28 protein-coding genes are annotated in these 25,713 nt (G+C 65.7%); 16 read left to right on the forward strand and 12 right to left on the reverse strand.

What is annotated here, in order from left to right; genetic code table 11:
- Positions 1-2: 2 nt before the first annotated feature.
- Complete coding sequence (locus tag G7044_RS16425) at positions 3-455, reverse strand: nucleoside deaminase (RefSeq protein WP_166330845.1); 453 nt, start codon at positions 453-455, stop codon at positions 3-5.
- 118 nt (positions 456-573) lie between these two features.
- Here G7044_RS16425 and G7044_RS16430 point away from each other — a divergent pair, with 118 nt between their 5' ends.
- Complete coding sequence (locus G7044_RS16430; RefSeq protein ID WP_166330847.1) at positions 574-2,073, forward strand: pseudouridine synthase; 1,500 nt, start codon at positions 574-576, stop codon at positions 2,071-2,073.
- Here the strand turns inward: G7044_RS16430 and hemP are convergent, their stop codons facing one another.
- A complete protein-coding gene (gene hemP / locus G7044_RS16435; protein ID WP_166330849.1) occupies positions 2,074-2,250 on the reverse strand; it encodes a hemin uptake protein HemP in 177 nt (58 codons plus the stop codon).
- A 71-nt stretch (positions 2,251-2,321) separates the two neighbouring features.
- A complete protein-coding gene (locus G7044_RS16440; protein WP_166330851.1) occupies positions 2,322-3,290 on the reverse strand; it encodes a zinc ABC transporter substrate-binding protein in 969 nt (322 codons plus the stop codon).
- A 78-nt stretch (positions 3,291-3,368) separates the two neighbouring features.
- Between G7044_RS16440 and G7044_RS16445 the strand changes: the two genes are divergently transcribed.
- From G7044_RS16445 to G7044_RS16460, 4 genes are all read left to right on the forward strand, one after another.
- On the forward strand, positions 3,369-3,845 hold the full coding sequence (locus tag G7044_RS16445; protein WP_166330853.1) for a Fur family transcriptional regulator: 477 nt from the start codon (positions 3,369-3,371) through the stop codon (positions 3,843-3,845).
- Positions 3,842-4,639, forward strand: coding sequence for a metal ABC transporter ATP-binding protein (locus G7044_RS16450; RefSeq protein WP_166330855.1), 798 nt, complete (start codon positions 3,842-3,844; stop codon positions 4,637-4,639). Before G7044_RS16445 ends, G7044_RS16450 begins: the two co-directional genes overlap by 4 nt.
- On the forward strand, positions 4,632-5,420 hold the full coding sequence (locus tag G7044_RS16455) for a metal ABC transporter permease (protein WP_166330914.1): 789 nt from the start codon (positions 4,632-4,634) through the stop codon (positions 5,418-5,420). The genes G7044_RS16450 and G7044_RS16455 overlap by 8 nt, the downstream gene beginning before the upstream one ends.
- A gap of 197 nt (positions 5,421-5,617) precedes the next feature.
- Positions 5,618-5,842, forward strand: coding sequence for a hypothetical protein (locus G7044_RS16460; protein ID WP_407947418.1), 225 nt, complete (start codon positions 5,618-5,620; stop codon positions 5,840-5,842).
- Positions 5,843-6,024: 182 nt separating this feature from the next.
- Here G7044_RS16460 and G7044_RS16465 read toward each other — a convergent pair whose 3' ends face one another.
- The 3 genes from G7044_RS16465 to G7044_RS16475 form a co-directional block, all read right to left on the reverse strand.
- Positions 6,025-6,735 carry a YjbF family lipoprotein gene (locus G7044_RS16465; protein ID WP_235931363.1) on the reverse strand — a complete coding sequence of 237 codons (711 nt, stop codon included), beginning with the start codon at positions 6,733-6,735 and terminating at the stop codon, positions 6,025-6,027.
- A complete protein-coding gene (locus G7044_RS16470; protein WP_166330859.1) occupies positions 6,732-8,879 on the reverse strand; it encodes a YjbH domain-containing protein in 2,148 nt (715 codons plus the stop codon). Before G7044_RS16470 ends, G7044_RS16465 begins: the two co-directional genes overlap by 4 nt.
- Before the next feature lie 163 nt (positions 8,880-9,042).
- Positions 9,043-9,621 (reverse strand): COG3650 family protein, encoded by a 579-nt coding sequence (locus tag G7044_RS16475; protein ID WP_166330861.1) that lies wholly within the window; start codon positions 9,619-9,621, stop codon positions 9,043-9,045.
- Positions 9,622-9,916: 295 nt separating this feature from the next.
- On the opposite strand from G7044_RS16475, the gene dusB reads away from it, so the two are divergent.
- The 5 genes from dusB to ntrX all read left to right on the forward strand — a co-directional run bounded on the left by dusB (position 9,917) and on the right by ntrX (position 17,220).
- Positions 9,917-10,969, forward strand: a complete 1,053-nt coding sequence (dusB, locus tag G7044_RS16480) for a tRNA dihydrouridine synthase DusB (RefSeq protein ID WP_407947419.1) — start codon at positions 9,917-9,919, stop codon at positions 10,967-10,969.
- Positions 10,966-12,075 (forward strand): two-component system sensor histidine kinase NtrB, encoded by a 1,110-nt coding sequence (locus tag G7044_RS16485; protein WP_166330863.1) that lies wholly within the window; start codon positions 10,966-10,968, stop codon positions 12,073-12,075. The genes dusB and G7044_RS16485 overlap by 4 nt, the downstream gene beginning before the upstream one ends.
- Before the next feature lie 4 nt (positions 12,076-12,079).
- Complete coding sequence (locus G7044_RS16490) at positions 12,080-13,489, forward strand: response regulator (protein WP_166330865.1); 1,410 nt, start codon at positions 12,080-12,082, stop codon at positions 13,487-13,489.
- Between the two features lie 84 nt (positions 13,490-13,573).
- Positions 13,574-15,838 (forward strand): sensor histidine kinase NtrY-like, encoded by a 2,265-nt coding sequence (locus G7044_RS16495; protein WP_166330867.1) that lies wholly within the window; start codon positions 13,574-13,576, stop codon positions 15,836-15,838.
- Complete coding sequence (ntrX, locus tag G7044_RS16500; RefSeq protein WP_166330868.1) at positions 15,835-17,220, forward strand: nitrogen assimilation response regulator NtrX; 1,386 nt, start codon at positions 15,835-15,837, stop codon at positions 17,218-17,220. Before G7044_RS16495 ends, ntrX begins: the two co-directional genes overlap by 4 nt.
- Positions 17,221-17,322: 102 nt before the next feature.
- Here the strand turns inward: ntrX and G7044_RS16505 are convergent, their stop codons facing one another.
- The gene (locus G7044_RS16505) at positions 17,323-18,582 is read right to left on the reverse strand and encodes a lytic murein transglycosylase (RefSeq protein ID WP_166330870.1); all 1,260 of its coding nucleotides are present in this window, start codon (positions 18,580-18,582) and stop codon (positions 17,323-17,325) included.
- 104 nt (positions 18,583-18,686) lie between these two features.
- Complete coding sequence (locus G7044_RS16510; RefSeq protein ID WP_235931364.1) at positions 18,687-19,025, reverse strand: hypothetical protein; 339 nt, start codon at positions 19,023-19,025, stop codon at positions 18,687-18,689.
- Positions 19,026-19,065: 40 nt separating this feature from the next.
- On the opposite strand from G7044_RS16510, the gene G7044_RS16515 reads away from it, so the two are divergent.
- Both G7044_RS16515 and recO read left to right on the forward strand, forming a co-directional pair.
- Positions 19,066-19,533, forward strand: coding sequence for a YbaK/EbsC family protein (locus G7044_RS16515; protein WP_166330873.1), 468 nt, complete (start codon positions 19,066-19,068; stop codon positions 19,531-19,533).
- Positions 19,533-20,246, forward strand: coding sequence for a DNA repair protein RecO (gene recO / locus G7044_RS16520; RefSeq protein WP_166330875.1), 714 nt, complete (start codon positions 19,533-19,535; stop codon positions 20,244-20,246). Before G7044_RS16515 ends, recO begins: the two co-directional genes overlap by 1 nt.
- Here the strand turns inward: recO and G7044_RS16525 are convergent.
- The 3 genes from G7044_RS16525 to rpsU form a co-directional block, all read right to left on the reverse strand.
- Positions 20,233-20,604, reverse strand: a complete 372-nt coding sequence (locus G7044_RS16525; RefSeq protein ID WP_166330877.1) for an META domain-containing protein — start codon at positions 20,602-20,604, stop codon at positions 20,233-20,235. The two genes, recO and G7044_RS16525, sit on opposite strands and share 14 nt — an antisense overlap.
- Entirely contained in the window at positions 20,591-21,061 is a 471-nt protein-coding gene (locus G7044_RS16530) for an META domain-containing protein (RefSeq protein WP_166330879.1), read from the reverse strand. The genes G7044_RS16525 and G7044_RS16530 overlap by 14 nt, the downstream gene beginning before the upstream one ends.
- Before the next feature lie 156 nt (positions 21,062-21,217).
- Complete coding sequence (gene rpsU / locus G7044_RS16535; RefSeq protein ID WP_166330881.1) at positions 21,218-21,424, reverse strand: 30S ribosomal protein S21; 207 nt, start codon at positions 21,422-21,424, stop codon at positions 21,218-21,220.
- A 97-nt stretch (positions 21,425-21,521) separates the two neighbouring features.
- On the opposite strand from rpsU, the gene G7044_RS16540 reads away from it, so the two are divergent.
- The 3 genes from G7044_RS16540 to G7044_RS16550 are packed head-to-tail and all read left to right on the forward strand — an operon-like array spanning position 21,522 to position 24,065.
- Positions 21,522-22,163, forward strand: a complete 642-nt coding sequence (locus tag G7044_RS16540) for a COQ9 family protein (RefSeq protein ID WP_166330883.1) — start codon at positions 21,522-21,524, stop codon at positions 22,161-22,163.
- 2 nt (positions 22,164-22,165) lie between these two features.
- On the forward strand, positions 22,166-23,152 hold the full coding sequence (locus tag G7044_RS16545) for an NAD(P)H-quinone oxidoreductase (protein WP_235931365.1): 987 nt from the start codon (positions 22,166-22,168) through the stop codon (positions 23,150-23,152).
- Positions 23,153-23,159: 7 nt separating this feature from the next.
- Complete coding sequence (locus G7044_RS16550) at positions 23,160-24,065, forward strand: hypothetical protein (RefSeq protein WP_166330885.1); 906 nt, start codon at positions 23,160-23,162, stop codon at positions 24,063-24,065.
- A gap of 6 nt (positions 24,066-24,071) precedes the next feature.
- On the opposite strand, the gene G7044_RS16555 is transcribed toward G7044_RS16550, so the two are convergent.
- Positions 24,072-24,719 (reverse strand): ribonuclease T2 family protein, encoded by a 648-nt coding sequence (locus G7044_RS16555; protein WP_166330887.1) that lies wholly within the window; start codon positions 24,717-24,719, stop codon positions 24,072-24,074.
- A gap of 245 nt (positions 24,720-24,964) precedes the next feature.
- Between G7044_RS16555 and G7044_RS16560 the strand changes: the two genes are divergently transcribed.
- Complete coding sequence (locus G7044_RS16560) at positions 24,965-25,708, forward strand: DUF1013 domain-containing protein (protein ID WP_166330889.1); 744 nt, start codon at positions 24,965-24,967, stop codon at positions 25,706-25,708.
- Positions 25,709-25,713 lie beyond the last annotated feature (5 nt).

Raw genomic sequence — 25,713 nt, forward strand, 5'->3', positions numbered from 1 at the left:
TATCAGCGCCGCGCCGCGAAGAAGTCGCGTAGCAGATTGCGTGATTCCTCGGCGGCGATGCCATCGTGGGTTTCCGGGCGGTGATGGCATTGCGGATGGTCGAAGACGCGCGCACCGTGGCGCACACCGCCCATGCGCGGATCGTCGGCGCCGTAATACAGCGTAGCGATGCGGGCGGCGGAAATGGCGGCGGCGCACATCGGGCAGGGCTCCAGCGTGACCCAAAGGCGATAACCGGGCAGGCGTTCCGACCGGGCGGCGGCACAGGCGGCGCGGATGACCTCGATTTCGGCATGGGCGGTGGGGTCGTGGTTTTCGCGCGTGCGATTGCCGGACGCGGCGATGACGCGGCCTTGCGGGTCGGTGATGACCGCGCCCACGGGGATCTCGCCGCGCAGCGCGGCGGCGCGGGCCTCGTTCAGCGCGCGCGGCATATAAGAGGTAAAGCCGGTCATGAGGCCTTGTCGCGTGGGGCGGGCGATCTGGCAAGGGGTCGATGAAACGCTTTCCTTCGTGATACGTTAGGCGCTATACACGCCAATTCGCCGCAGAGATGCGCCAAAGGAGAATCGCATGACCGACACCCCGAACACCCCCGCAAAACCCGAATCTGCCGATCGCATCGCCAAGGTGATGGCGCGCGCCGGCGTCGCCAGCCGCCGCGAGGCAGAGCGGATGATCGTCGAAGGCCGCGTCACCGTAAACGGCAAGAAGATCGACAGCCCGGCGCTGGATGTGTTGCCCAGCGACAGGATCGTCGTCGACGGTACCCCGCTGGAGGCACCGCAGGAAACGCGTTTGTGGCTGTATTACAAGCCGCTGGGTCTGGTAACCTCGGAATCGGATGAAAAGGGCCGTCAGACGGTGTTCGATGCCCTGCCGCGCGATCTGCCGCGGGTGATGTCGGTCGGCCGGCTCGACCTGAACTCGGAAGGCTTGCTGCTGCTGACCAATGACGGCGAGCTGAAGCGGCGGCTGGAGCTGCCCGCCACCGGATGGCTGCGCCGCTATCGTGTGCGGGTGAACGGGCAACCCAACGATCTGACCTTTGCGCCGTTGCGCCGCGGGGTGACTATCGAGGGCGAGGAATTCGCCCCGATGGAGATCAAGCTGGACAGTCAGCAGGGCGCGAATGCCTGGCTGACCGTCGGCATCCGTGAGGGCAAAAACCGCGAGATCCGCCGCGCCATGGCGCATGTCGGGTTGCAGGTGAACCGGCTGATCCGTATCGGCTATGGCCCGTTCAAGCTGACCGGGCTGGAGGAAAACGAGGTCCGCGAGGTCAAGCGCCGGACCTTGCGCGACCAGCTGGGTGGCCTTCTGACCGGCGAGACCGAGGAAAAAGAGCGCCCCTTCCGCGAACGCGGTGCCGAGGACAAGCCGCGCGGCGACCGCAAGCCCTATGCCCGCCGCGAGGATGGCGACCGTAAGCCCTTCGCGCGTCGCGATGACGGTGACCGCAAGCCCTATGCCCGCCGCGAGGACGGCGATCGCAAGCCCTTCGCACGTCGCGAGGATGGCGACCGCAAGCCCTATGCGCGTCGCGATGACGGTGACCGCAAGCCCTATGCCCGCCGCGAGGATGGCGACCGCAAGCCCTATGCCCGCCGCGAGGATGGCGACCGCAAGCCCTATGCCCGCCGCGAGGATGGCGACCGTAAGCCCTTCGCGCGTCGCGAGGATGGCGACCGCAAGCCCTATGCCCGCCGCGAAGATGGCGACCCTAAGCCCTTCGCGCGTCATGAGGACGGTGACCGCAAGCCCTATGCCCGCCGCGAAGATGGCGACCGTAAGCCCTTCGCGCGTCGTGAGGACGGTGACCGCAAGCCCTATGCCCGCCGCGAAGATGGCGACCGTAAGCCCTTCGCGCGCCGCGAGGATGGTGATCGCAAGCCCTATGCGCGTCGCGAAGACGGTGACCGCAAGCCCTCAGGGGCGCGGGGTGGGTTCAAGTCGGGTGGAAAGGGGCCGGGCGCGAAAGGGCCGGGAGGGCGCTCTTTCGGCGGGCCGCGCGGCGGCAAGCCCGGTGGTGCGGCGGGCGGCCCCAAGGGGCCGCGCCGGCCAAAGGCGTAATCACTTCGTCAGGATCAGCTTGCCGGCGCGGGTGACGCGCAGGTTGTAGACTTGGTCGTTCAGGACGATCAACGCCTGGTTGCCGCCTTTCGTCAGGTCAGTTGCTTCGTGAACGGGAAGACCGTTCACGGCAGTAATTCCGGTCATTCCGAAGTCGGCGGGGCGTGTCGCAGTCATGGCGCATCCTTTCTTGAGTCCTGCGGGCAGATTGCGCGACGCCTGCCTGAATGTCAAAGTGTTTTTGTCGTCTATTTATTTTCTTCGGTCAGGCAGGCAACGATCCGCTGCCCGAGTTGATCGAGAAGTTGCCCGTAAAGCGCTGCACCCGGCTCGAATTCCGTGCCTTCCGGCGACAGTGCCTCGCCGATACGCAGGTCGGTGCCGGTGGTCAGATCCTCGATCAGGCGGGCGGGTTGATTCGCCTCTGGGAAGGCGCAGACCGCGCCGGCTTCCGCGATCTGTTCCTGCACCTCGTTGATACGCGCCGCCGAGGGTGCGGTCGCATCCCCCAAAGACACCGCGATTGCCGGCCGCAGACTGTAATGGTCGGTGAAATAGCCGTAAGCGTCGTGGAAGGTCACGAAGGGCTTGTCCGTCGCCGCGGCGAGCAGCCGGGCAAGCGCGGCGTCGCGATCGGCGAGATCGGCTTGTGCTGCCTCGGCATTGCTGCGGTAGGTCGCCGCATTCTCGGGGTCGGCCTCGGCCAGGCGCGCAGCGATGGCGTCAAGCCAGGCGGCACCGTTCTGCGGATCCAGCCAGGCATGAGGGTCAAGGCCGGAATGGTCGTGGCCGTGATCGTGGCCGTCGCTATGATCGTGATCGTGATCGTGATCGTGATTGCTGGTGGCATGGTCATGGTCATGGTCATGGTCATGCGCGGCGTCGTCACCGAAGCTGCGCTGTTGGGGGCTGGTGGGCAGTAGCGGCAATTGCTGCCCAGCCGGCATTTGCGTTGCGGCGCGATCCAGCCAGGGCGTCAATTCCGGGCCAACCCATACCAGCAGGTCGGCATTCTGCAGCGCGCGCGCCTGACTGGGGCGCATCTGGAAATCATGAGGATCCGCACCCTTGTCCAGCAACAGGACCGGCTGGCCCAGATCGCCCATCACCTGCTGGACCAACGACGCGGTGACCGGCGTATCCGCCACCACAGACGGCACTTCGGCCATTGCAGGGGCAGCCAACAGGCCAAGACTCAGCATAATTTCGGGACGCATGGCGGTTCCTTCCTTGAGATTTCCGCCGGAAAATGTATGTAATAATGTAACAGGTCAATAGGAATGTTATAGCATAACATGAAATCTGCATTCGAGAGCCATAACCACAGTGCCTGCGCCGATGCCGCCATGACCCGCGCGACGAACCTGGCGGCGGCGCGGGGGCTGCGCCTGACCCCGGTCCGGCGCCGTGTGCTGGAAATCCTGCTGGAGCGTCATCGCGCCCTCGGCGCCTATGAGGTGCTGGAGCGGTTGGCGGCGGAAGGCTTGGGCAAGCAGCCCCCGGTCGCCTACCGGGCGCTGGAATTCCTGGTCGAGAATGGCCTTGCCCATCGCATCCAGCGGCTGAACGCCTTCACCGCCTGCCAATCTGTGCATGAGGACGGGCAGGCGCCTGCCTTTCTGATCTGCCGCGAATGCCAGACCGTGGATGAGCTTGACGCGGCCGACCTGCGGGACGCGCTTTCCACGAGGGCAGGGCAGGCGGGCTTCACTGTCGAACGCGCCACCATCGAGGCGCTGGGTCTGTGTGCCACCTGCGCAGGCCGCGCATGAGGGCCGAGATCACCGATCCGACGCCGCTGATCGAGGCGCGCGATCTGACCGTGCGCCTTCGCGGTGCGGATCAGCCGATCCTCACCGATGTCGATTTCACCATCAGGCCGGGCGAAATCGTCACCGTGGTTGGGCCGAACGGTTCTGGCAAGTCGACGCTGGTGCGTGCGGTTCTGGGCCATGTGGCGGCTGAATCCGGGCGGGTCATCCGCCGCAAGGGGCTGCGCATCGGCTATGTCCCGCAGCGCGTTCATGTTGATGACCGCATCCCTATGAGCGTCCGGCGGTTCCTGTCGCTGCCCAGACGCGTCAGCGACGCCGATGCCGCCAGCGCGCTGGCGCGTACCGGGGTCGATGGGTTGCAGGACCGCCAGATCACCCGGCTGTCGGGCGGTCAGTTCCAGCGCGTTCTGCTGGCCCGTGCGCTGCTGCACAGGCCTGAATTGCTGGTGCTGGATGAACCCACGCAGGGGCTCGACCAGCCCGGAATCGTCGCCTTTTACCGCCTGATCGAGGAGATCCGGCGCGAAACCGGCGCTGCCGTTCTGATGGTCAGCCATGACCTTCTGGTGGTCATGCGGGCCTCGGATCATGTGATCTGCCTGAACGGTCATGTCTGCTGCCATGGGACGCCGCAGGCGGTCAGTGCCGCGCCCGAATATCAGGCGCTGTTCGGTGCCGATTCCGCGCAGACGCTGGCGCTGTATCGCCACCAGCACGACCATGACCATGATGGCCATCACCATGGCGAACACGATCATCACCATCACGGGGACGCCCATCATCATGCTTGACGATTTTCTGGTGCGTGCCGGCCTGGCTGGGCTGGGCGTTGTGCTGGCGGCGGGTCCGCTGGGCTGTTTCGTGGTCTGGCGGCGCATGGCCTATTTCGGCGACGCGACCGCACACGCGGCGATCCTGGGCGTCGCGCTGAGTCTTGGATTCGGGGCGCCCGTCTATCTGGGGACGCTTGGCGTCGCCATCGCGATGGGGTGGCTGGTCGCCCATCTGGCGGGGCGGGGAGAGGCCGTGGACACCGCGCTGGGGGTGCTGGCCCATGGCGCGCTGGCGGTGGGGCTGGTCGCGGCCAGCTTTGTGCCGGGGCTGCGCAATGACCTGAATGCCTGGCTGTTCGGCGATATCCTGCTGGTGCGCCCGGCAGATCTGGCCTGGGTCTGGGGCGGTGCGCTGCTGGTGCTGGGGCTGCTGATCTGGCGCTGGCAAGCCATGGTAACCGCCACCGTGAACGAGGAACTGGCCATGGCCGCAGGCATCAATCCCGCGCGCGAGCGGCTGATCCTGACGCTTGCCATGGCGATTATCGTCGCCGTCGCGATTCGCATAGTCGGTGCGCTGCTGGTGTCTGCGCTGCTGGTGATTCCCGCCGCCGCTGCGCGGGGTCTTGCCCGCAGCCCCGAGCACATGGCCGTGATCGCCACCCTGATCGGGGCGGTTTCCGTCGGGTTGGGGCTGGCCGCAAGCCTTTACGCCGACACCCCGGCCGGCCCTTCGATCATCGCGGCGGCGAGCGTGATTTTCCTGTGTGCGCTGCCTCTGCGCCGGGGCTTGGCATAAATGCAACAGTACCCCGCAGGTTGCCGAACCGGGCTGGAACCCCACCCCTCGCAAGGTGTTGTGAAATATGCAACAGTCGGCGCAAACCCGCTTGGTAAAGGAATTAATCCGGCTTTCAAAGCCAAGCGGATTGTGAGACTGTCGCGTCGATGTTGCTGGTAACGGCAGCTTTCATCAAGACCTAACGGAGCATGATCATGACCAAATTTGCTACCTTCTCGCTGGCCCTCGGCCTGACCGCTTCTTCGGCTCTGGCCGGTGGCTACGTTGCCCCCGTCGTGGAAGTCGAGCCCGTCGTCGTTGACGCCGCTGAGCCGGCTTCGTCGAACGCTGGCCTGGTTGTCCCGGCCCTGCTGCTGCTGGGCGTCATCGCCGCCGTCGCTTCGGACGACGACGATGATGATGACGACTCGACCAACTAATCATTGTCCGTAAGGACTTGATTGCGGAAGGGCTGGCGTTTCGCCAGCCCTTTTCGTTTTTGGGTGGTGCTGTCGTCAAAGGCCGTCACCTACGCGCTGAACGTTCTCAGGCTCTCCGGGCCGTATATGAAAAACGCCCGGCCAAAGGGCCGGGCGATGCAATTGGACCTGGTGGTGAACGATCAGGGGCGGATGGTCTGGATCGTCACATAACCGAGGTTGGGGCTGATCCATTGGCGCGAGACCGGGATTTGGCCCGAAGCGCTGACCAGATAGGAGTTCTGGACCTCAATCCCGCCACCCTGGCAGGTTTCCACGACCTGCGTGGCGTTCCAGCCCGTGCCTGCGAAGGCAAAGCTTTTGCCGCCGCCGATCGCAACCGTGCAGTTCATCGGTAGCGGACGTTCCACCCCGTCGCCTTCCAGATAGCGGTTGATGCGCGTGGCCTGACCTGACCGGCGTGACCGGATCAGAGCGGCGACATTGTCGACCTCGGCCACGGACAGATCATGGCCCAGCCCCTTGGTGCCGGTCAGCATGCCGCCGCGGGTGATGAGCGCCTGCTCGTTCGGGGTCATGTAGGTGCGCATGCCGCCATTCTCGCCGGTCATGGCCATCACCTGCGTGGCACCGCTGCTTTCCAGCCCGACCAGGATCAGCGGTGCAGGGTTGGCGGCAAGCGCGCGCGCGGCCATTTCGTCCGCCGACAGGGGGGCTTTTTGTTGGGCCTCGGCCTGATCCGCGTTGCCGGTGACGCGGCCCATGGTCGGGCCTACGGCCTGACGCAGCTGGCCGAGGATGGTGCCCTGCGCCTCGTCGTCAGGCGTGCCGCAGGCGGCCAGCAGCAGCGCGGTGGCCATCAGCCCCGCCACGTTATTCATCACGCGAGTCATCGCCAGAATTTCCCCCATCCGTCATAGAGTTTGTTGGTGTGGTTCTCGCGCACCATTTCATACAGCCGTCCATCGACACGCACGCGCGAGCCGCCGTCGCGCGACAGCGACCGGATGGTGCCGCCGATCCGGCGGTTCGAAGGCTGTCCGATCGCCCAGGTCAGCGGAATCGACAGCTTCACGCCCTTGTCGTAGGAGCCTTCGCCGAATTCTTCCTCGCTGAGGTCGGTCTTGCTGGCATAGGCGCCGACGCGCCAGCCGTTTTCGAATTCACGGTTCAGCGCCACGGTGGCGCCGACGTCGCCCGCCAGATACTGGCCGACGTCGATCTGCCCCCAGATACCGCCGCCGAAGTCGTAATAGGCCGAGACGTGGCCGGTGGTGACTTCGTAGTCGCGGAACTCGAACGCCTTTTCAAAGTCGCGCTTGCGGACGCGGTTGATTTCCGCGCCAAGCGCCAGGCGGCTGTCGACGGGTTTCCACAGGATCTCGCCCGACACGCCGCCGTAAGCGCGTTCCAGCAGGCCTATGGTGACGCGGCTATAGGTGGTTGCGGTCGGCTTGGCATACCATGCCAGCGTCAGCTCCGGCACGGTCGGGCTGGTATTGCCCGAATACATCCGGCTGTCGGACCGCACCCGCGGCACGCCGTATTCGTTTTCATCGACGCTCTGCGCTTCATATTCGCTGGTCGACATGTTGCCGGGGGCCTTTTGGTCGCTATTGCCAAAGACGCGCTGGCGCACGGTGCCCGACAGGATCAGGCCGGGCCGGATCTCGTATTTGGCCGAGGCTTCCAGCCCTGCCTCGTAACGGATCGGATCGTCCGGGTCGAACATGCCCAGCGACAGGAAGGGTTTGATACCCCAGGTGAATTTCGGATAGATGCCGGGCGAATAGATCAGGCCTTCGGGGCTGGGGTCGCCGTCGACGATCTGGGCGCGCTGCGCGATATGGGCCGAGGCGGTGTTTTCCAGCCGCTCGATATCGGAGCGTTGCAGCACCACCGACGAGGCCGGGATGCCGTTTTCCATCGAGGTGATGACGAAGGTTTCCACCGAAGGGGGCAGTGCGCGGGTCATCAGGCGGGCCGTCCGGCCGATGGCTTCGGCCTGCATGTTATAGCGCAGGTTGCGGATCCGCACCTCGGCCCGGTTGGGGGTCAGCGCCATGGATTCCAGCACCTGGCCCTCGCCCTTAAGCGCCTTGCTCAGCGCGGTCTGGATGGCGGGCTGGGCGGTCGGATCGGCGGCCCAGGAACCCGACCAGCCGTCGGGATCGGCCGACGGGGCAGGGCGCGGACGCACCGGGGCCGGGGCCGGTTCCAGACCGGAAGGGAAGGCCGATTTGCGCGCATTCAGCGCCACGGTGCCCTTGATCCCGAAGGTCTTGCCGCCGACCGTATAGGCGCCCAGCTGATAGGTGTCACCGATGCGATAGTTGACGCCGAGGTTCAGCTTGCTGTCGACCTCGTCCATGTTGCCGCGATCGACCTCGGGGTCGTAGTCGTCATAGGAGTATTCGGCCAGCACCGACAGGTTGTCGGTTGCCAGCCATTCGACCGATGCGAAAGGCTTGGCGTCGCCCCTGAACCAGTCGTCGACATTGGGCTTGCCGCCTTCATCGCTGTAATCGGTTTCCCGCCATGCGCCTGCCAGACGCCCCCAGCCCACACCGGCCGAAACCCGCAGCCGCGGGGTGATGGTCTTGCTGGCGACCAGATATTCGCCGGAATAGACGCCCGTGCCCAGGAAATCGCGCAGGCCAATCGCCAGCGAGGGCTGCCAGCCCGGCTGTTCGTTCAGCAGCTGGAATTGCAGGTCGAAGCTGCGGTCATACAGGGTATCCCTGCTGCCGTCGTCATTGGTGTTGCCGATGTCGTCGATCTGGGAATAGCGCAGCGCCGTCGTCAGCCGCGGCACCGGCTGGAAGCTCAGCGTGACGCGGCGGCCGTAATCGCTTTGGCTGACCGTTGCCGACAGCTCGCCTTCGGGCGGGGCGAAGGCAGAGGGCGTGTCGATCGCGCCCGGCATCCCATAGCTGTTCAGGGTCTGCCCCAGCGTGGGCGAGGCAACCCCCAGCGCGGTTACCGAAGCGGTCAGCAGCGCGGTAGAGGTCAGAAGCAGCGGGCGGAAGCGGCGCATGAAGGGTTCCTCGGCATCTTTTTTGTTGCGGGGACTATAGGGCGGGGGCGCGACCGCGCCAATGGCGGTTGGTCAGATTGCGGCGGGAATCCGCAACCTGTTGCCCAACTGCCTGCGCAGGCAGGACCGACCACCATGCAGAGGGCCGGTTTATGAGGTCCGATCAGCCCTGCGCGGGCTTGGCGGCAGGCGCCGTCGCGCTGGAGGTTGTCGCGGCCGTGGCCGGTGCGGCGCAGCCATTGTTGTTGCGCGAGCCGATGCGCAGCGACGCGGTCATCGGGAACTTTTCGCCCGACATGTCGTCGACGCAGTCCTTGCCGGTGATGTTCAGCGAAAACGGCACTCCGTCCAGGACGCCGATATATTCCACGCCTGAAGCATAGACCAGGCGGTTGACCGAGATGTTGCGGCCGCTTTGGTTTTCCGGGGTCTGGTACTTCGCCGTGTTGCCGGACACGTCGATGCGCCAGAACGGTTCGTTTCCGCGGGCGACGAAGGCGGCGGTGTTCAGCGTCTCGGATTCCGCGGTGGCGACGGCCTTCTGTTCGCCGGCGGTCTCGATCGGGACATCGCGGGGGGATACCGCCGGATCGACCAGCGGCGTGCTCATCGGGTCGACGGGGGTGGCGGGGGGCGTGGCCTCCAGCGGCTTGTCCCAGGGCATGCGCAGGTCTTTCATGGCCTGCTCGTCGCAGGCAGCCAGCGCCAGCGGCAGAAGCACCAGGGCGAGACGGAATTTCATCGGGCTGTCCTTCATTCTGTTTGTGGCCGTTTCGGGCTTGGGCGCGTGGCACCAATCCTGTATCCGGCCCGGGTCTGGGCGTATATTTGGGCCTGCAATAGCCTATTGCCCCCGGATCCGGCAAGCGCTGCGCCAGAAGGCAGCCGGGGGCGGCAGGTTTCGATCCGCCCAGATTCTGGTCAGCGGGCAGGATATTGCCTATTTTTCGGGCATGGGTGAAGGTTTTTCAGCGCCGTCCTGCCCTAATCTGCTTGAGAAGACCGCAACCGCGCATTCTGCAAGGCATATGGAGTTGATGACGACGATGCAGACCCCCGACGAAAAACGCCCCGCGCCCGTTCTGTCGGACCCGATCCGGCTGGGTGCGGTCACGCTGGGTGCGCCGGTTTTTCTGGCGCCAATGGCCGGAATCACCGACCTGCCGTTTCGTCGTGCCGTGGCCGGTTTCGGTGCCGGCCTCGTGGTCAGCGAGATGGTGGCCTCCAGCGAGATGGTGACCAGCCGGCCCTCGCCGCGCGCCTCGGTCCGGGCAAGGGCGCTGACCGAGGGGGGCACGCCGGTTTCCGTCCAGATCGCCGGGCGCGAGGCGGCACCCATGGCTGAAACTGCGCGCATCGTGGCCGGAATGGGCGCACGGATCATTGATATCAACATGGGTTGCCCGGCCAAGAAGGTGACGGGCGGTCTGTCGGGGGCGGCGCTGATGCGCGATCTCGATCATGCGCTTGGGCTGATTGATGCGGTGGTCGGCGCGGTCGATCTGCCGGTGACGCTGAAGATGCGGCTGGGCTGGGATGGCGATTGCCTGAACGCGGCGGAGCTTTCGGCGCGTGCGCGCGATGCAGGTGTGCAGATGCTGACCGTTCACGGGCGCACACGGGCGCAGTTCTACACCGGCAGTGCCGATTGGGCGGCGATCCGCGGGGTGGCGAACCTGCCCGACCGGCCGCCGCTGGTTGCCAATGGCGATATCGTCGATGCGGATAGCGCCCGCGCGGCGCTTGCGGCCTCTGGTGCCGAGGCGGTGATGGTCGGGCGCGGCGCGCAAGGCGCGCCGTGGAAGCTGGCCGAGATCTCCCACGCGCTTTACGGCACGCCCGCGCCGCTGGTGCCGCAGGGGGCCGCGCTCGCCGATCTGATCGCCGGCCATTACGAGGACATGATGGCCTTCTATGGCACCGATCCCGGCCTGCGCGTCGCCCGCAAGCATCTTGGCTGGTATGCGCAGGCCACCGGCGCCGAGGGCCGTGATCTGCTGATGCGCGCGCCAAGCCCGGCCGAAACGCTGCGGCTGATCCGCCAGGTGTTTGCCGACGCGCCCGGCCCCCAGCAAAAGGCCGCCGCATGAATTTTTCCCCCGGCCCCAGTTTCGATGCTCTGCCTTTGCCGGGGCTGATGCTGGACGCCGAAAACCGGCTGGTCGGGGTGAATGACGCGGCAGAGCTGTGGCTGAACCTGTCGCGCCGGACTGCGCTTGGTCACCGACTGGATGATGAGATGATCCAGTCCCGGCTGCGGATCGACCCGCCGATCTGTCCGTTGACCGACCGGGTGCGTCAGGCGCAGGGCGCACTTGGCCTGCCGCGCGTGCGCTTTGATCTTGGCGACCGCTCGGGCGGGCATCAGCCGCGTTTTGGCGACATCCATCTGGGACCGGCCCCCGAGGCACTGCCCGGCGGCGTCACCGTGCTGATCGCCCCCACCGAACCGGCAGAGCGGATGGAGCCGGGCCATGCTGCCCGCAAGGCCGCGCGTCAGGCCATCGGCATGGCCGAGATGCTGGCCCATGAGATCAAGAACCCTCTGGCCGGCATTCGTGGCGCGGCGCAGCTTCTGTCGATGAACGTTGCCGAGGAAGACCGCGAGTTCACCGAGTTGATCGTCGAGGAATCGCGCCGGATCGTGGCGCTTCTGGATCAGGTTGAACGCTTTGGGGACACCACGGCGCCCGATATGCGCGCGGTGAACCTTCACGATATCCTTGAACGCGCCCGCCGCTCGGCCGAGCTTGGATTTGCCCGCAATGTCGAGGTCATCACCGAATACGACCCGTCGCTGCCCGACGCGCTTGGCGATGACGACCAGCTGATGCAGGTGGCGCTGAACCTGCTGAAGAACGCCACCGAGGCGCTGACCCGTGGTCAGGCCGAAGGGGCAGGCGGCCGCACCATCCGCATCCGCAGTTTCTATGACGGTGCGCTGCGCGTCGACCGCAGTGCGGCAGCGCCGCAAGGCCGCCTGCTGCCGCTGCAGGTCGAGATCGAGGATGACGGTCCCGGCATCCCCGAGGGTATCGCTGCGCAGATTTTCGAGCCCTTCGTGTCGGGCCGCGAGAACGGCACCGGGCTGGGCCTGGCGCTGGTGTCGAAGATTGTCACCGATCATGGCGGCTGGCTGCGGGTCGATTCACGCCCCGGCCGCACTGTTTTCCGTATTTCATTACCAAAGGCTTGAACCCATGGACGGAACCATCCTGATTGCCGATGACGACCGCAGCATCCGCATGGTGCTGACGCAGGCGCTCAGCCGGGCGGGGTGCCGCGTTCATGCCACCGGCAGCCTGCAGCAGCTGTTGAAATGGGTCGAGGAAGGGCGCGGCGATCTGGTGGTGACCGATGTGATGATGCCCGATGGCAATGGCATCGACACCATCCCGGCCATTCGCCGCATGCGCCCGGACCTGCCCGTCATCGTGATCTCGGCCCAGAATACCATCGTCACCGCCATTCGCGCGACCGAGGCAGAGGCCTTTGATTACCTGCCCAAACCTTTCGATCTGCCCGATCTTCTGACGCGCGCCCGCGAGGCGCTGGCGCGCAGGCCCCGCAAGTCCGACCTTGCCCCCGAGGCCCGGACACTTGGCCCTATACCAGAGCCGGTCGCGAACCCGGAGCTGCCGCTGATCGGCCACGCACCTGCGATGCAGGCGCTGTTTCGGCTGGTGGCCAAGGTGCTGAATGCCGACCTGCCGGTGATGGTGACCGGGCAGGCTGGGGTGGGCAAATCGACCATCGCGCGCGCGCTGCATGAATTCTCGGACCGTTCGGCCAGCCCGTTGGTGGTGGTGACGCCTGCCGATGGCGGCGTAGAAAGCCTGACCCGCGCCGTGCAGGATGCGCATGGCGGAACCCTGCTGGTCGAAAACCCGGCCGGCTTCGACGCCACCGCGCAGACTCGGCTTCTGGCGTTGCTGGAACAGGCCGATGGGGCGGGCAGGGCGCCGCGCCTTGTCTCGACCAGCGGACCGAACCCGCAGGAGGACATGGATGAGGGCCGGTTGCGCCCGGATCTGTATTACCGCCTTGCCGGGGCGACGATCTCGGTGCCGCCGCTGTCGGCGCGACGCGACGACATCCCCGCACTGGCGCAGCACCTGATGGCGCGGGCCGCAGGGCAGGGGCTGGCCGAACGCCCCTTACCCGAGGATGTTCTGTCCGAGCTGCGGGGCCAGGACTATCCGGGCAATGTCCGCCAGCTTGAAAATCTGGTGCGGCGGCTGGCCCTGACCGGGTCGGGCCCGGTGACAATGGCCGAATTGCGCGATGCGCCGGGACCGGCGGCCCCGATGCCGACGGCTGCCGCACGCACGCCCCAACGCGCGGGTGGTGGCGGGGCAGGGCAGTTGTCCGCCTCGGTCGCGGATCACCTGCAACGCTATTTCGACTTGCATGGCGACGCGCTGCCGCCGCCCGGCCTTTACGACCGCATCCTGCGCGAAATCGAGGTCCCCTTGCTGGAAATCGCCCTGGATGCCACCGGCGGTAATCAGCTGCGTTGCGCCGAGCTGCTGGGCATCAACCGCAATACGCTGCGCAAGAAGCTATCGGATCTGAATATTCAGGTGACACGCCGCCGCCGAGTGATGTAAAACGGTCACAGCGACGCGCATATCGTCGCGTCGAAGCAACAGAGACGCCGCCCCGAACGGCGCAGGACCGAGCAGAACGAGGCCATGGCAGCATCCGGCCTGACAGCAATACGTGCCTCAAGGCTGGCCGACAGGCTGGCCCGTCTTGCCGCGCGCCGCCGTTGGCGGACGGTGGTGACGCTGGCCATCGTGTTGACGGCGCCGGTTCTGGCCACGCTTACCGTCATCGTGCTGGGCACGGTGGGGGTGACGGGCGGTTCTCGCGGGCTCAGCCTCGTGCTGGTGCTGGACTTCGTCTATTTGCTGCTGCTGCTGGGTCTGGTGCTGATCCGGCTGACGCAGATGATCGCATCGCGCAAGCGGGCGCGGGCGGGGTCGCGGCTGCATGCGCGGCTGGTCGGAATCTTCGCGCTGATCGCCATGGTGCCCACTGTGCTGGTGGCGCTGTTTGCCGGGGTGGTCATCAATATCGGCCTTGAAGGCTGGTTTTCCGATCGCGTGCGCGAAGTGGTAGGTAATGCCCAATCCGCCGCGGTGGCCTATCAGGACGAACATCGCGAGGACCTGACCGAGGATGCGACCGCCATCGCCGTCGTGCTGCGTCAGGCGGCCTCGGCCGATCCGCTGATCGATGATGGCGACCTGCGCCTGATCCTGACCGACCAGCAGTCGCGCATTCAGCGCGGCCTGCGCGAGGCCTACGTGATCGACGGCGCTGGCACCATCCACGCCCGCGGCGAGCGGTCGTATGATTTCTGGTATGAGCGCCCCGAGACGACCCAGTTCGACGCCGCGCGCAGCGACGGGGTGATCCTGATCGAGGACTGGTCGCAGAACGAATTCCGCGCGCTGGTGGCGCTGCCGCCGCTTGCAGACCGCTTCCTGTATGTCGCCCGCGACGTTGATGGTCGGCTGCTGGGCCTGCTGGACGACACCCGCGAGACGATTGGCGAATATCAGCAGCTTGAACGCGACCGCGGCCGGGTTCTGCTGGAGTTCTCTCTGGTCTATCTCGGCTTCGCGCTGTTGCTGATCGCCGCCGCGATGTGGCTGGCGCTGTGGTTCGCCGAACGCCTGTCGCGCCCCATTGGGCGGCTGGCTGAGGCCTCGGAACGGGTTGGGCAGGGCGAGCTGGACCTGCAGATCCCCGAACCCGATACCGGCGACGAGATCCAGACCTTGGGTCAAAGCTTCAACCGCATGATGCGGCAGCTGAAACAGCAGCGCGAGGAACTGGTCCAAAGCCATCAGGCCAGCGACGAACAGCGCCGCCTGTTCGATTCCGTGCTTTCCAGCGTAACCGCCGGGGTCATCGGGCTGGATGCGGGCGGGGATGTGGATTTCCTCAACCGCTCGGCCGTGCGAATGCTGGGGGTGGATCCGGCACGCGCCCATGACCGCCCGCTGGCCGAGGCGGTGCCGGAGTTCGAGCCGCTGCTGGAACGGCTGGCCGGCTCTGTCGCAGAGGCGGTGCAGGACGAGATCCGGCTGGTCCGCGAAGGCCGGATGGAAAACCTGCTGGTGCGGCTGGCCGTGCGTCACGGTCGTGATGGCGGGCTGGAAGGTTATGTGGTGGCCTTTGACGACGTGACCGAACTGGTAAGCGCCCAACGCATGGCCGCCTGGGGCGATGTGGCCCGGCGCGTGGCGCATGAAATCAAGAACCCGTTGACGCCAATCCAGTTGTCGGCGGAGCGGCTGCGGCGCAAATTCGCCAAGGCCGTGCCCAATGCCGAGGAACGCGAATCCGTCGACAGCTATGTCGATGTCATCATCCGCCAGACCAACGACCTGCGCCGGATCGTCGATGAATTTTCGCGCTTTGCCCGGATGCCCGAACCCGACCGGCGCGAAACCGATATTGCCAAGCTGCTGCGCGACACCGTGCTGCTGCAACAGGACGCCGTCCGGGCCGAGGTGATCGCGGACATCCCCGCCAGCCCGGTCAGGGTGGATTGCGACGCCACGATGATGGCGCAGGTCTTCACCAACCTGATGAAAAACGCCGCCGAGGCCATCGACGAATGCCGCGACGCCCCCGCCGAGGGCTGGCAGCCCGAAATCCGCGTGGCCCTGACCGAAACCCCTGACGCGGTCACCATCACCATTGCCGATAACGGGCCGGGCCTGCCCGAGGACCGGACGCGGCTGTTTGAACCCTACGTAACGCTGAAGCCGGGGGGGACCGGCCTTGGTCTGCCGATCGTCAAGAAGATCGTGGAAGAACACGGGGGCAGCTTCGCGCTGACCGATGCCCCCGGCGGTGGTGCATTGGCCGAAATGCGGCTGCCGCGCGAAAGAAACCCAATACGTATTGCAAGAAAAAACAAAGAGCAGGACGTGACATGAGCGACATTCTGATCGTCGATGACGAACGGGACATCCGCGAACTTATCGCCGATATCCTTCAGGACGAGGGTTTTCAGACCCGCACGGCCGCCAATTCCGATGAAGCCATTGGCGCGCTGAACGATGCCGAACCCTCGCTGATGATCCTGGATATCTGGCTGAAGGACAGCCGGATGGACGGGATCGACATCCTCAAACAGGTCAAGCGCAACAATCCCGATGTGCCGGTCATCATCATCTCGGGCCACGGCAACATCGAAATCGCCGTCGCTGCGATCAAGCAGGGCGCTTACGATTTCATCGAAAAGCCGTTCAATATCGACCAGTTGATGGTGGTGCTGAACCGGGCGATGGAAACCAACCGCCTGCGCCGCGAAAACGCGCAGCTGAAGCGGGGCGAGGTGAAGGCTGCGGAAATGCTGGGCGGCTCGGCCGCGTTCAAGCGGATGCGCGACCAGTTGGACAAGCTGTCGAAATCGAATGGCCGCGTCATGCTGACCGGAGAGCCGGGGGCCGGCAAGGAACTGGCCGCGCGCTATATCCACAGCCAAAGCCCGCGCGCGCATGCGCCTTTCATCATCGTGCCCTGCGCCACCATCGAGCCCGAACGGATGGAAGAGGTCCTGTTCGGTCGCGAAAGCGCCGACCGGGGGATCGAGCCGGGGTTGCTGGAGCAGGCACATGGCGGCTCGATCTATTTCGACGAGGTGGCGGATATGCCCCTTGGCACCCAGCCGAAGATCCTGCGCGTGCTGACCGAACAGCAATTCGCCCGCGCGGGCGGCTCGGACAAGGTGCGGGTGGACCTGCGGGTGATATCGTCCACCAATCGCGACCTGCCGGCCGAAATCGCCGCCGGACGCTTCCGGCAGGAACTTTATGACCGGCTGAACGTGGTGCCGCTGGCGGTGCCTTCGCTGGCCGACCGGCGCGAGGATATTCCGATGCTTTCGGCCTATTTCATGGCGCAGGTGCACGAGGAGCAGGGCCTGCCCACCCGCGACCTGTCCGAGGAAAGCGCCGCCGCGCTGCAGGCGATGGACTGGCCCGGCAATATCCGCCAGCTGCGCAACGTGATCGAACGGGTGCTGATCCTGGCCGAGGATAACGGCCCGATCCGCCCCAGCGAATTGCAGGGGCAGGGCGCGCCGCAGGGCGAAGGCGCCGACACGCTGACGCTTGGTCCTCGTATCACCTCTTTGCCGCTGCGCGAGGCGCGAGAATTGTTCGAACGTGAATATCTGCTGAACCAGATCAATCGCTTCGGCGGCAATATCAGCCGCACCGCGCAATTCGTGGGGATGGAGCGCAGCGCGCTGCACCGCAAGCTGAAATCGCTGGGCGTGGTTGGCGGCCGCGCCATCGACGAAGAAGACGAATAAGAAGACGGGAACGAATGGAAAAGGGGCGCGGTGTGAAAACCGCGCCCCCTTCCTTTTTTGGTGCCCAAACAGCTCGGGTTGCGGGGACGGCGCCCCGCAAGCTTAGCTGGCCGATTGCAACTGCTTCAGCAGCGTTTCATTGGCATAGCCGTCCGGGCTGACGCCGATCCGTTGCTGGAACGATTTGATCGCCGCCATGGTCTTTTCGCCGATGGCGCCGTCCGGCTCTCCCACGTCATAGCCCATGCGGTTCAGCAGGCGTTGGACTTCTTCCTTCTGGTTATGGGTCAGCGCGCCCGCTTCGCGCGGGAAGGCGCCGACGATGCCTGGACCGCCGCCGATGCGGTTGCCCAGCATCGCCACCCCAAGCGCATAGTTGTCCGAGGCGTTATAGGCCCGGATCGCCATGAAGTTCTTGGTCACCAGGAAGGCCGGCCCCTGCGCACCTGCAGGCGCGATGATCCCGCCAGCGGGCAGGCTGCGCCCGTTCACGGCGCGCACGCCCTGCGCAGCCCAAGTGGCGCCCGATTTCACATTGCTGCGCCCGGTTTGGCCATAGTTGAAATTGCCCGGCAGACGCACTTCGACCACCGCAGGCAGACCCGGCACCCAGCCCGAACGCGCCAGATAGGCCGCGGTCGAGGCCAGCGAGTCGGTCGGATCGTCCGACCAGATGTCGCGCCGGCCATCGCCGTTGAAATCGACCGCATAGGCCAGGTACGACGTCGGCATGAACTGGGTATGCCCCATCGCGCCGGCCCAACTGCCCAGCATATGCGCCGGATCGGTATCGCCGGCTTGCAGGATCTTCAGCGCCGCGATCAGCTGGCCCGCGAACATCTCGCCCCGACGCCCATCATAGGCCAGCGTCGCCAGCGATGGGATGATCTGCATCTTGCCGCGATTGCCGCCGAAGTTGGATTCCATCCCCCAGACGGCCATGACGATATTGCGATCGACGCCGTAGCGGCCCTCGATCTGGCTCAATACGCCGCGATATGTGCTTGCCAGCGCACGGCCCTTGGTGGTGCGGCTGTCGGATGCGGCGCTGTCCAGATATTCCCAGACCGGGCGCGAGAATTCGGCCTGTTTGCGGTCCAGCCGGATCACGTCGGGGTTATAACGCGCCAGCCGCATGGCGTTGTCATAGGTGGACGCGCTGATCCCTGCCGACAGGGCGCGTGGCCGGAAGGCCCGAACCCAGTTCTGCAGGCCTGCCTCGGATGCGGGCGAGGCCGCCGGGATCGGGGCCGGGGTGACCGATGACCCGGTCGAGACCGATCCGACGGGCGCGGCCGCGCAGCCCGCAAGGATCGCCAGCGCGGCGGCCGAAAGGGTAAGTCTGGTGTATCTGCTGCTCATTTTGTCCCTGCCTTTTGGGTGATTTGCAGCAACGATAGCGCAGCCAGAGGCTGAGGAAAACGGGGTGATTCGCACCCCCCGGCATCGGCGGAAATCCGCGCGGATCAGTCCTCGTCTTCGTCGGCCAGGTTCTCGCCTTCGAAGAAGGGCTGCATCTGGGCCACGATCACGGCGTTTTCTTCCAATGCGCGGGCCATCAGGGCGCGGTCCTCGTCGCCGATTTCCTGTCCGTCTGCCTCGCGTTCTTCCAGCGTGCCATAGCCGGTGACATCCAGCGGCGCCATCTCGGCCTGTTTCAGGATCGCCACGGTTTCGCGCACGGCCTCGGCCTCGTCCTTGCCAGAGGCATAGATCAGCAGCCCGGCCCCGGTCGCATCCTTGGGCAGGCCGTCGCCCTCGGTCCGGCCGACCTGCACCAGCAGCGTATAGACTTGTTGCGCCATCCCGGCCCCCTTACACATTCTGTGGAAACGGGAGTGCGCGATGAGCAAGAGTTTGGCAAGGGTCGAAGCAGCCCTGCGCGCGGCGGGTCTGGACGCCGATATCCGAGAGATGGGCGACACCCGCACGGCAGTCGATGCGGCTGCGGCGGTCGGCTGCGAGGTCGACCAGATCGCGAAATCCATCATCTTTCGGGGCGAGGACAGCGGCCATGTCGTCCTGTTCCTGACCGCCGGCGGCAACCGCGTCGATGCGGACAAGGCCACAGCGCTTGCGGGCCAGCCGCTGGGCAAGGCCGACGCGGGTCTGATCCGCGCGGAAACCGGCTTTGCCATTGGCGGGGTGGCCCCGGTCGGCCACCTGACCCAGATCGCGGCCTTCATCGACCCGCGCCTGTTGCAGTTCGGCACCGTCTGGGCCGCCGGAGGCACACCGCGCCATGTCTTCGCCATCGCCCCGGACGATCTGGTCCGCGTCAGCGGCGCACAGGCGGCGGATTTCACGCGCTGATGGATTGGCGGGGCGAGGGCACGGTGATCTCGCGCCGCCCGCATGGTGAACATGCGGTAATCCTCGATATTCTTTCGGCCGAGGCGGGGCGGGTGTCGGGCATGGTGCCGGGCGGGGCAAGCCGCAAAAGGGCGGCGATGCTGCAACCGGGCAATCGCGTCGCGGCGACATGGCGCGCGCGGCTGGAGGATCAGCTTGGCACCTTCACGGTGGAACCCGAACGCGCCCGCCCCGGTCTTCTGGCCAGTGCTGCCGCCCTTGACGGGATGAATGCGACCGCCGCGCTGCTGCGCTTTGCGCTGCCTGAACGCGACCCTCATCCGCGGCTGTCGCAGGCTTCGGAAGCGCTGTGGGACGCCATGGATGCAGGCGCCGACTGGGCCGGCGATTACGTCCGGTGGGAGCTGTTGTTGCTGGACGAAATGGGCTTTGGTCTGGACCTGTCCAGTTGCGCGGTGACCGGCGCGCGGCAGGGGCTGGCCTATGTCAGCCCGAGTTCGGGCCGGGCGGTGACGGCGGAAGGGGCGGGGGAGTATGCGCCGCGCCTGCTGCGCCTTCCGCCGATGCTGGGGGGGACGCCCAGCAATGACGATCTGGCCAATGCACTGGCGCTGACCGGGCATTTTCTGGATGCTTGGCTGGCGCGCGGGCATGTCGGAAAACCATTGCCCGCCGCGCGCGAAAGGCTTGTCGCCCGCCTTAATCGGCGGTGAAGCGCAGGCTGTGACCCGGCCCTGTCAGGACCAAAGTGTCACCGCTGCGTTCCGCCGCCGTCACCTGTCCGAGTGCTGCGTGGAACGCCCCCTCGCCGCCTTCGGTAATGCAGGCGCGCCGGGTCATGGCGATGGCAGACAAATCGACCGCCGGCCAAGCCGCGCGGTTTTGCCCGTGATAGGCGTTGCAAGGCCCCTGACCAGAGATCTGGTCGCCCGCAATCACCAGCGTCGCGCTGCCGGGAATGGCGGCGCCGTCAATATCGGCAAGCGTATAGCTGCCATCGAAACCCGGCGCCTGCTGCGCACATCCCGCCATCAGCATCACCCCCAGAACTGCCGCGCTAAAAGACTTCATCGCCACGTGCCTCTCGTTGTTCGAAGATCATTTCTACGCCGGGGCCGGTCAGGATCAGCCGCGACCTGTCGCGGCGTATCGCCTCGGCCCGGGCAAGGTGGCCAAGATAGCGGGCCTCGGCCTGACTGCGCAGCGGATCGGCGCAGGCCATCAGGGTTGCATTCAGCCCCTGTGCTGAAAAGCCCGGCGGCGTTGCGGCCTGCGCGCCCGAATAGACATTGCAGGGCCCCACGCCCGTCAGCCGATCACCGTCGATCCGCAGCGAGGCATCGGCGCCCCACGGCAGCCCGTCCATCTCGACCAGAATCCAGTCGATGCCGTTGATCCGCTGCGTCTCGGGCAGTTCGGGGGGGCCGCAGGCCGTCAGGAATGCCAGCGGGATCAGGCCCAGCCACCATCTTGCCGGCGGCTTTACCACTTTGGCCGCGGCTTTTCTGCAATATGTCCCGGTGGTCATCTGGCGCGGTCCTGTTCCGATTTTCGCGCAGCATAGGCCAGCCTTTTGCGCAGCGTAAAGGCAGCCGGCAAAATGAAACCCCCGCAAGCCGGGGCCCGCGGGGGTTTTGAACCTAATCCGGTTCGCTTTGTCTAACAGAGCGCTGTCGCGCGACCGTCAGAGCGCGCCTTCGCGCTGTGCCTTTTTACGGGCCAGCTTACGGGCGCGGCGTACGGCCTCGGCCTTTTCACGGGCCTTCTTGACGGACGGCTTCTCGAAATGTTGCTGAAGCTTCATTTCACGGAACACGCCCTCGCGCTGAAGTTTCTTCTTCAGTGCGCGCATCGCCTGTTCGACGTTATTGTCGCGAACGTTCACCTGCATGTGGTTGTCACCACCTTCCTAGGTTAGAGTTGATCGAAATTGCAGGAAGCCGCCGTATAGCGGCCAATTGCCCATTTGTCCAGTCCGGAGGCGGAAGATGACAGATACACGCGACAGGCTGGCCGAGGCCGCCATCCCCCATATCCCCTTCGACGGGATGAACATGGCGTCCTTGCGCGCCGGCGCCCGCGATCTGGACCTGTCTGCGGATGTGGCCACCGCGTTTTTCCCAGGCGGCGGGGCCGATCTGGCGGCCTGGATCCACAGGCGTGGCGACGACGATCTGGCGCAGTGGCTGGCCGATACTGCACCCGAGGGCCGATTCCGCGACCGCGTCGCCGCCGCCATTTGGCAGCGGCTGGCATTCGCCGATCCCGAAATGGTCCGCGCCGCCTCGGCGGTGCTGGCGCTGCCGCAGAACCAGCCGCTGGCGGCAAAGCTGATGTGGGGGACCGCCGATGTGATCTGGTCGGGCTTGGGCGACAGCTCGCGCGATGTGAACTGGTATTCGAAACGCGCCACGCTGTCGGCCGTCTATGCGGCAAGCGTGCTTTACTGGCTGGGCGATCAATCCGAGGGGCGGCAGGACACGCGCGCCTTCATCGACCGTCGCATCGACGGGGTGATGCAGTTCGAAAAACTGAAAGCTTCGGCCCGCAAGATACCGGGCGTTGCCATGCTGACCGATCTGGCACTGGGCTGGGTGCAGGCACCAAAGACCGCAGAGACAAAGGAATAACCATGACCCTTCCCGACACAATGCGCGCCGTCGAAATCACCGAGGCCGGCGCACCAGAGGTGCTGGTCGAGACCACTCGCCCGGTGCCGATGCCCGGCCATGACCAGATCGTCATCCGGCTGGCCTATGCGGGCGTGAACCGTCCCGACGTGGCGCAGCGGAAGGGCACCTATGCGCCGCCGCCCGGCGCGTCCGACCTGCCGGGTCTGGAGGGCGCGGGCGAAGTCGTGGCCGTTGGCCGCGGGGTGACGATGTGGAAGCCCGGCGACCGCGTCTGTGCGCTGTTACCCGGTGGCGGTTACGCCGAATATGTGGCCTGCGATCAGGCCCATGCGCTGCCCATCCCCGAAGGCATGACCCTGCGCGAGGCCGCCGCCCTGCCGGAAACCGCCTTTACCGTCTGGTCGAATGTCGTCACGCGCGGCGGCCTGCAGGCGGGCGAGCGGTTCCTGGTCCATGGCGGGTCGTCCGGCATCGGCACCATGGCCATTCAGGTGGCGCGTGCGCTGGGGGCGCGGGTCTGGGCCACCGCCGGCTCGGCCGAGAAATGCGATGCGATTACGGCGCTGGGGGCCCATGCGATCAACTATCGCGAGGCCGATTATGTCAAGATCCTGCAAGAGGCCGGTGGCGCGAACCTGATCCTCGACATGGTCGGCGGCAGCTATATCGAACGCAACCTCAAGTCGCTGGACATGGACGGGCGGCTGGTGATGATCGCGTTCCTGCAAGGCCCGAAGGCGGAAATCAATTTCGCCCATGTGATGACCCGCCGGCTGACCATCACCGGCTCTACCCTGCGGCCGCAATCGGACGCCGCCAAGGGCCGTATCGCCGAGGCGCTGCGCAGCCATCTGTGGCCGCTGATCGCCGCCGGCAAGGTCCGCATCCTGATTGACAGCGAATATCCGCTGGCCGAAGCCGCCGCCGCCCATGCCCGCATGGAAAGCAGCGAGCATATTGGCAAGATCGTCCTGAAAATCCGCTGAGGCCAAGATGAGCAACGAACCCGAATTCCTGACCCTCGATTCCGAGGTCTTCTATAACGGCCCCGCATTGGAGGCGGCCGGCATCGGCCCCGACATGTGGGACGAGGATCGCTTGTCCGAATATCTCGACGAAGGCGTCGCCTTCGAGGCCGAGGACGATCCAAACAGCGCCATCGTGCAATACCCCTCGGAAGAAGGGGGGCTGGCGATGCTGCTGCGCTGGGACGACGAGGCTTACGAACTGCTGAATGCCTGGCCATTCCTGCCCGAGGTCGTCAGCACCCCTGCCGCGCCCTTCCGTATCGGCGAATCCGCCGAGCGCGATCAGGCGTTTGTTACCTGCCAGGTCGGCGGCGCGGCGCTTGTCTATTTCGAAGACTCCTATCTGCTGACCCGCGACGAATACCGCGCGGGCGAGATTGAATTCGCCCAGTTCTACGCCATCGGCGCCCAGCTGCGCCCCGCCAGCGACGGTGCGCTGGAAATCGGTCCCGACGATCCGGCCTATGCAAGCCTGCTGGAAAGCGGATCGACCCCTAACGCCAGCGGCAATCTGGAATTCAGTCTGGCGGGTGCAGCGCTGATGGCGCCGCGCTTTGACATCGCGCCCAATGCTTACGAATTTCGTGGGCCGGTGGTGTCGGTGGTGCCGCTGAACGACTGGATCGTGCCCGATGCGGCCATTGCCCGCATTACCGTCATGCGCCCCTTTGAGGATGAAGAGGGCCAGCCCGATGCCGAAGGGCTGGACCTGCCGATCCTGCTGCGCAAGCCGGTGCTGAGCGGCGATGACTGGCCGCAACCCGGCGAGGAGGTCGAGGGGATCATCTATGTCTACGGCTCGGGCTTCGCCGCGCCGTTTGACGATGACGGCGAAGGCGGTGCCGATGCGGGTGTCCCGATCCTGCGCTGACCGCGCCTAGCGCACCTTTTCCATGATAACTGCATCGCGCGAACAGTCGCGCCGGACATCCGGCGCGCAGTCGCGCGGTTGCAGGTCCTTGGTCAGGCAGATGCGGACCTCTTGCAGGTCCTCGCCCCGGCAGGCAACGGTGATGCCGTCGGCGGACATCGCAGGGTTGGCCTCCATGAAGGCCTGTTCGATCAGTGCCGGAGGGATCGAGATGTCGCGATCGAGGTCGACGAAATAGTCTGGCAGGGTGATGGTCTCGAACGCGTCGCGCGACAGGTCCAGATAGGCCGCCGCCGACAGTCCGGTGCAGCGGCCGTGTTTCTGCCACTGATACCAGGCCAGCCCTTCGGATCCCATGATGTCCGCCATCGCCCGGCTTTCCCGGCGCGAGGGGTCGCGTTCGTTGGTGCGGCAATTCTGCGGCCAGCCCTTTTCGTATTGCGGCCACAGCCCGTGCAGCACGAAATCGACCTTGCCGCCCGCGTCGCATTGCCGCGCGCCGCGTTTGTCACCGGTGCCCCGGCACCAGCTGGGCGACCAGCTGAGCGCCACGACGTAATAGTCGAATTGCCCGGCGCGGTGGGATTGCGCGGCGGCGGGCAAGGCAGGGGTGCCAAGCAGGGCAGCGGTCAGGATGGCGAAGATGGGGCGCATGAGGTCCTCGGGTCGGCTTGGTTCCTTGATAGCCGGGGCGGGGTGCAAGGGCCAGACCGGGGGCCGTCTGCCCCCGGACCCCCGAGGATATTGGGTCCAGAATGAAGGAAAAATCCCTGCAAATTGCACTTTCACTTTGCCGCGGGCGGCGCTATATACGCTGCAAATTCCCCCGAAAACGTGACTGGCCCCGCCGAAACGCCGTTTTCCCCGGCCGGGAAAGATATGCGCAAGGAGTAGATCCGATGAACAAACCGCTGATGGCAAAGGCCACCGCCGTCTGGCTGATCGACAACACGACGCTCAGCTTTAAACAGATCGCCGATTTCGTCGGCATGCACGAGCTGGAAATCCAGGGCATCGCCGATGGCGACGTGGCGACCGGCGTGAAGGGCTTTGATCCCATCGCCTCGCATCAGCTGGATGCGATCGAGATCGAAAAGGGTCAGAAGAACCCGGCCTATAAGCTGAAGCTGAAGCACAACCCCGCCGCCGAGGGCGAAGAGAAGCGCCGTGGCCCGCGCTATACGCCGCTGTCCAAGCGTCAGGACCGCCCGGCCGCGATCCTGTGGCTGGTCAAGTTCCACCCGGAACTGGCGGATGCGCAGATCGCCAAGCTGGTCGGCACCACCAAGCCGACCATTCAGGCCATCCGCGAGCGCACCCATTGGAACATCGCCAATATCCAGCCTATCGACCCGGTGGCGCTGGGTCTGTCGAAGCAGTCGGAACTGGACGCGGCCGTCCAGAAGGCCGCCAAGAAGGGCGGTGCCGAGGGTGGCGTGATGTCGGATGACGAACGTCGCAAGCTGGTCTCGACCGAGACCTCGCTTTCGATGACGGATGAGCCGCGCCTGCCGAGCTCGATCGCCGGGCTGGAGAATTTCAGCCTGTCGCGTGAGGAAAAGAAGCCCGAGCCGGAACTGGATGCCGCCAGCTTCTTCAACCTGCCGGAAGGCGACGATGACGAGGAAGACGACGACAAGTGATCGTC

It is taken from the genome of Paracoccus xiamenensis (assembly GCF_011308835.1).
GTDB classification, from domain to species: domain Bacteria; phylum Pseudomonadota; class Alphaproteobacteria; order Rhodobacterales; family Rhodobacteraceae; genus Paracoccus; species Paracoccus xiamenensis.

What these genes read in the sequence shown, in the direction of transcription:
- G7044_RS16490 (WP_166330865.1), top strand. Translation starts at nt 12,080, where the DNA reads ATGGACGGAACCATCCTGATTGCCGATGACGACCGCAGCATCCGCATG.
- G7044_RS16465 (WP_235931363.1), bottom strand. Translation starts at nt 6,735, where the DNA reads ATGACTCGCGTGATGAATAACGTGGCGGGGCTGATGGCCACCGCGCTG.
- dusB (WP_407947419.1), top strand. Translation starts at nt 9,917, where the DNA reads ATGACGACGATGCAGACCCCCGACGAAAAACGCCCCGCGCCCGTTCTG.
- rpsU (WP_166330881.1), bottom strand. Translation starts at nt 21,424, where the DNA reads ATGCAGGTGAACGTTCGCGACAATAACGTCGAACAGGCGATGCGCGCA.
- G7044_RS16515 (WP_166330873.1), top strand. Translation starts at nt 19,066, where the DNA reads ATGAGCAAGAGTTTGGCAAGGGTCGAAGCAGCCCTGCGCGCGGCGGGT.
- hemP (WP_166330849.1), bottom strand. Translation starts at nt 2,250, where the DNA reads ATGACTGCGACACGCCCCGCCGACTTCGGAATGACCGGAATTACTGCC.
- G7044_RS16495 (WP_166330867.1), top strand. Translation starts at nt 13,574, where the DNA reads ATGGCAGCATCCGGCCTGACAGCAATACGTGCCTCAAGGCTGGCCGAC.
- G7044_RS16560 (WP_166330889.1), top strand. Translation starts at nt 24,965, where the DNA reads ATGAACAAACCGCTGATGGCAAAGGCCACCGCCGTCTGGCTGATCGAC.
- G7044_RS16485 (WP_166330863.1), top strand. Translation starts at nt 10,966, where the DNA reads ATGAATTTTTCCCCCGGCCCCAGTTTCGATGCTCTGCCTTTGCCGGGG.
- G7044_RS16445 (WP_166330853.1), top strand. Translation starts at nt 3,369, where the DNA reads ATGAAATCTGCATTCGAGAGCCATAACCACAGTGCCTGCGCCGATGCC.
- G7044_RS16455 (WP_166330914.1), top strand. Translation starts at nt 4,632, where the DNA reads ATGCTTGACGATTTTCTGGTGCGTGCCGGCCTGGCTGGGCTGGGCGTT.
- G7044_RS16525 (WP_166330877.1), bottom strand. Translation starts at nt 20,604, where the DNA reads ATGAAGTCTTTTAGCGCGGCAGTTCTGGGGGTGATGCTGATGGCGGGA.
- G7044_RS16555 (WP_166330887.1), bottom strand. Translation starts at nt 24,719, where the DNA reads ATGCGCCCCATCTTCGCCATCCTGACCGCTGCCCTGCTTGGCACCCCT.
- G7044_RS16440 (WP_166330851.1), bottom strand. Translation starts at nt 3,290, where the DNA reads ATGCGTCCCGAAATTATGCTGAGTCTTGGCCTGTTGGCTGCCCCTGCA.
- G7044_RS16470 (WP_166330859.1), bottom strand. Translation starts at nt 8,879, where the DNA reads ATGCGCCGCTTCCGCCCGCTGCTTCTGACCTCTACCGCGCTGCTGACC.
- recO (WP_166330875.1), top strand. Translation starts at nt 19,533, where the DNA reads ATGGATTGGCGGGGCGAGGGCACGGTGATCTCGCGCCGCCCGCATGGT.
- G7044_RS16430 (WP_166330847.1), top strand. Translation starts at nt 574, where the DNA reads ATGACCGACACCCCGAACACCCCCGCAAAACCCGAATCTGCCGATCGC.
- G7044_RS16475 (WP_166330861.1), bottom strand. Translation starts at nt 9,621, where the DNA reads ATGAAATTCCGTCTCGCCCTGGTGCTTCTGCCGCTGGCGCTGGCTGCC.
- G7044_RS16505 (WP_166330870.1), bottom strand. Translation starts at nt 18,582, where the DNA reads ATGAGCAGCAGATACACCAGACTTACCCTTTCGGCCGCCGCGCTGGCG.
- G7044_RS16510 (WP_235931364.1), bottom strand. Translation starts at nt 19,025, where the DNA reads ATGGCGCAACAAGTCTATACGCTGCTGGTGCAGGTCGGCCGGACCGAG.
- ntrX (WP_166330868.1), top strand. Translation starts at nt 15,835, where the DNA reads ATGAGCGACATTCTGATCGTCGATGACGAACGGGACATCCGCGAACTT.
- G7044_RS16425 (WP_166330845.1), bottom strand. Translation starts at nt 455, where the DNA reads ATGACCGGCTTTACCTCTTATATGCCGCGCGCGCTGAACGAGGCCCGC.
- G7044_RS16450 (WP_166330855.1), top strand. Translation starts at nt 3,842, where the DNA reads ATGAGGGCCGAGATCACCGATCCGACGCCGCTGATCGAGGCGCGCGAT.
- G7044_RS16460 (WP_407947418.1), top strand. Translation starts at nt 5,618, where the DNA reads ATGACCAAATTTGCTACCTTCTCGCTGGCCCTCGGCCTGACCGCTTCT.
- G7044_RS16550 (WP_166330885.1), top strand. Translation starts at nt 23,160, where the DNA reads ATGAGCAACGAACCCGAATTCCTGACCCTCGATTCCGAGGTCTTCTAT.
- G7044_RS16530 (WP_166330879.1), bottom strand. Translation starts at nt 21,061, where the DNA reads ATGACCACCGGGACATATTGCAGAAAAGCCGCGGCCAAAGTGGTAAAG.
- G7044_RS16540 (WP_166330883.1), top strand. Translation starts at nt 21,522, where the DNA reads ATGACAGATACACGCGACAGGCTGGCCGAGGCCGCCATCCCCCATATC.
- G7044_RS16545 (WP_235931365.1), top strand. Translation starts at nt 22,166, where the DNA reads ATGACCCTTCCCGACACAATGCGCGCCGTCGAAATCACCGAGGCCGGC.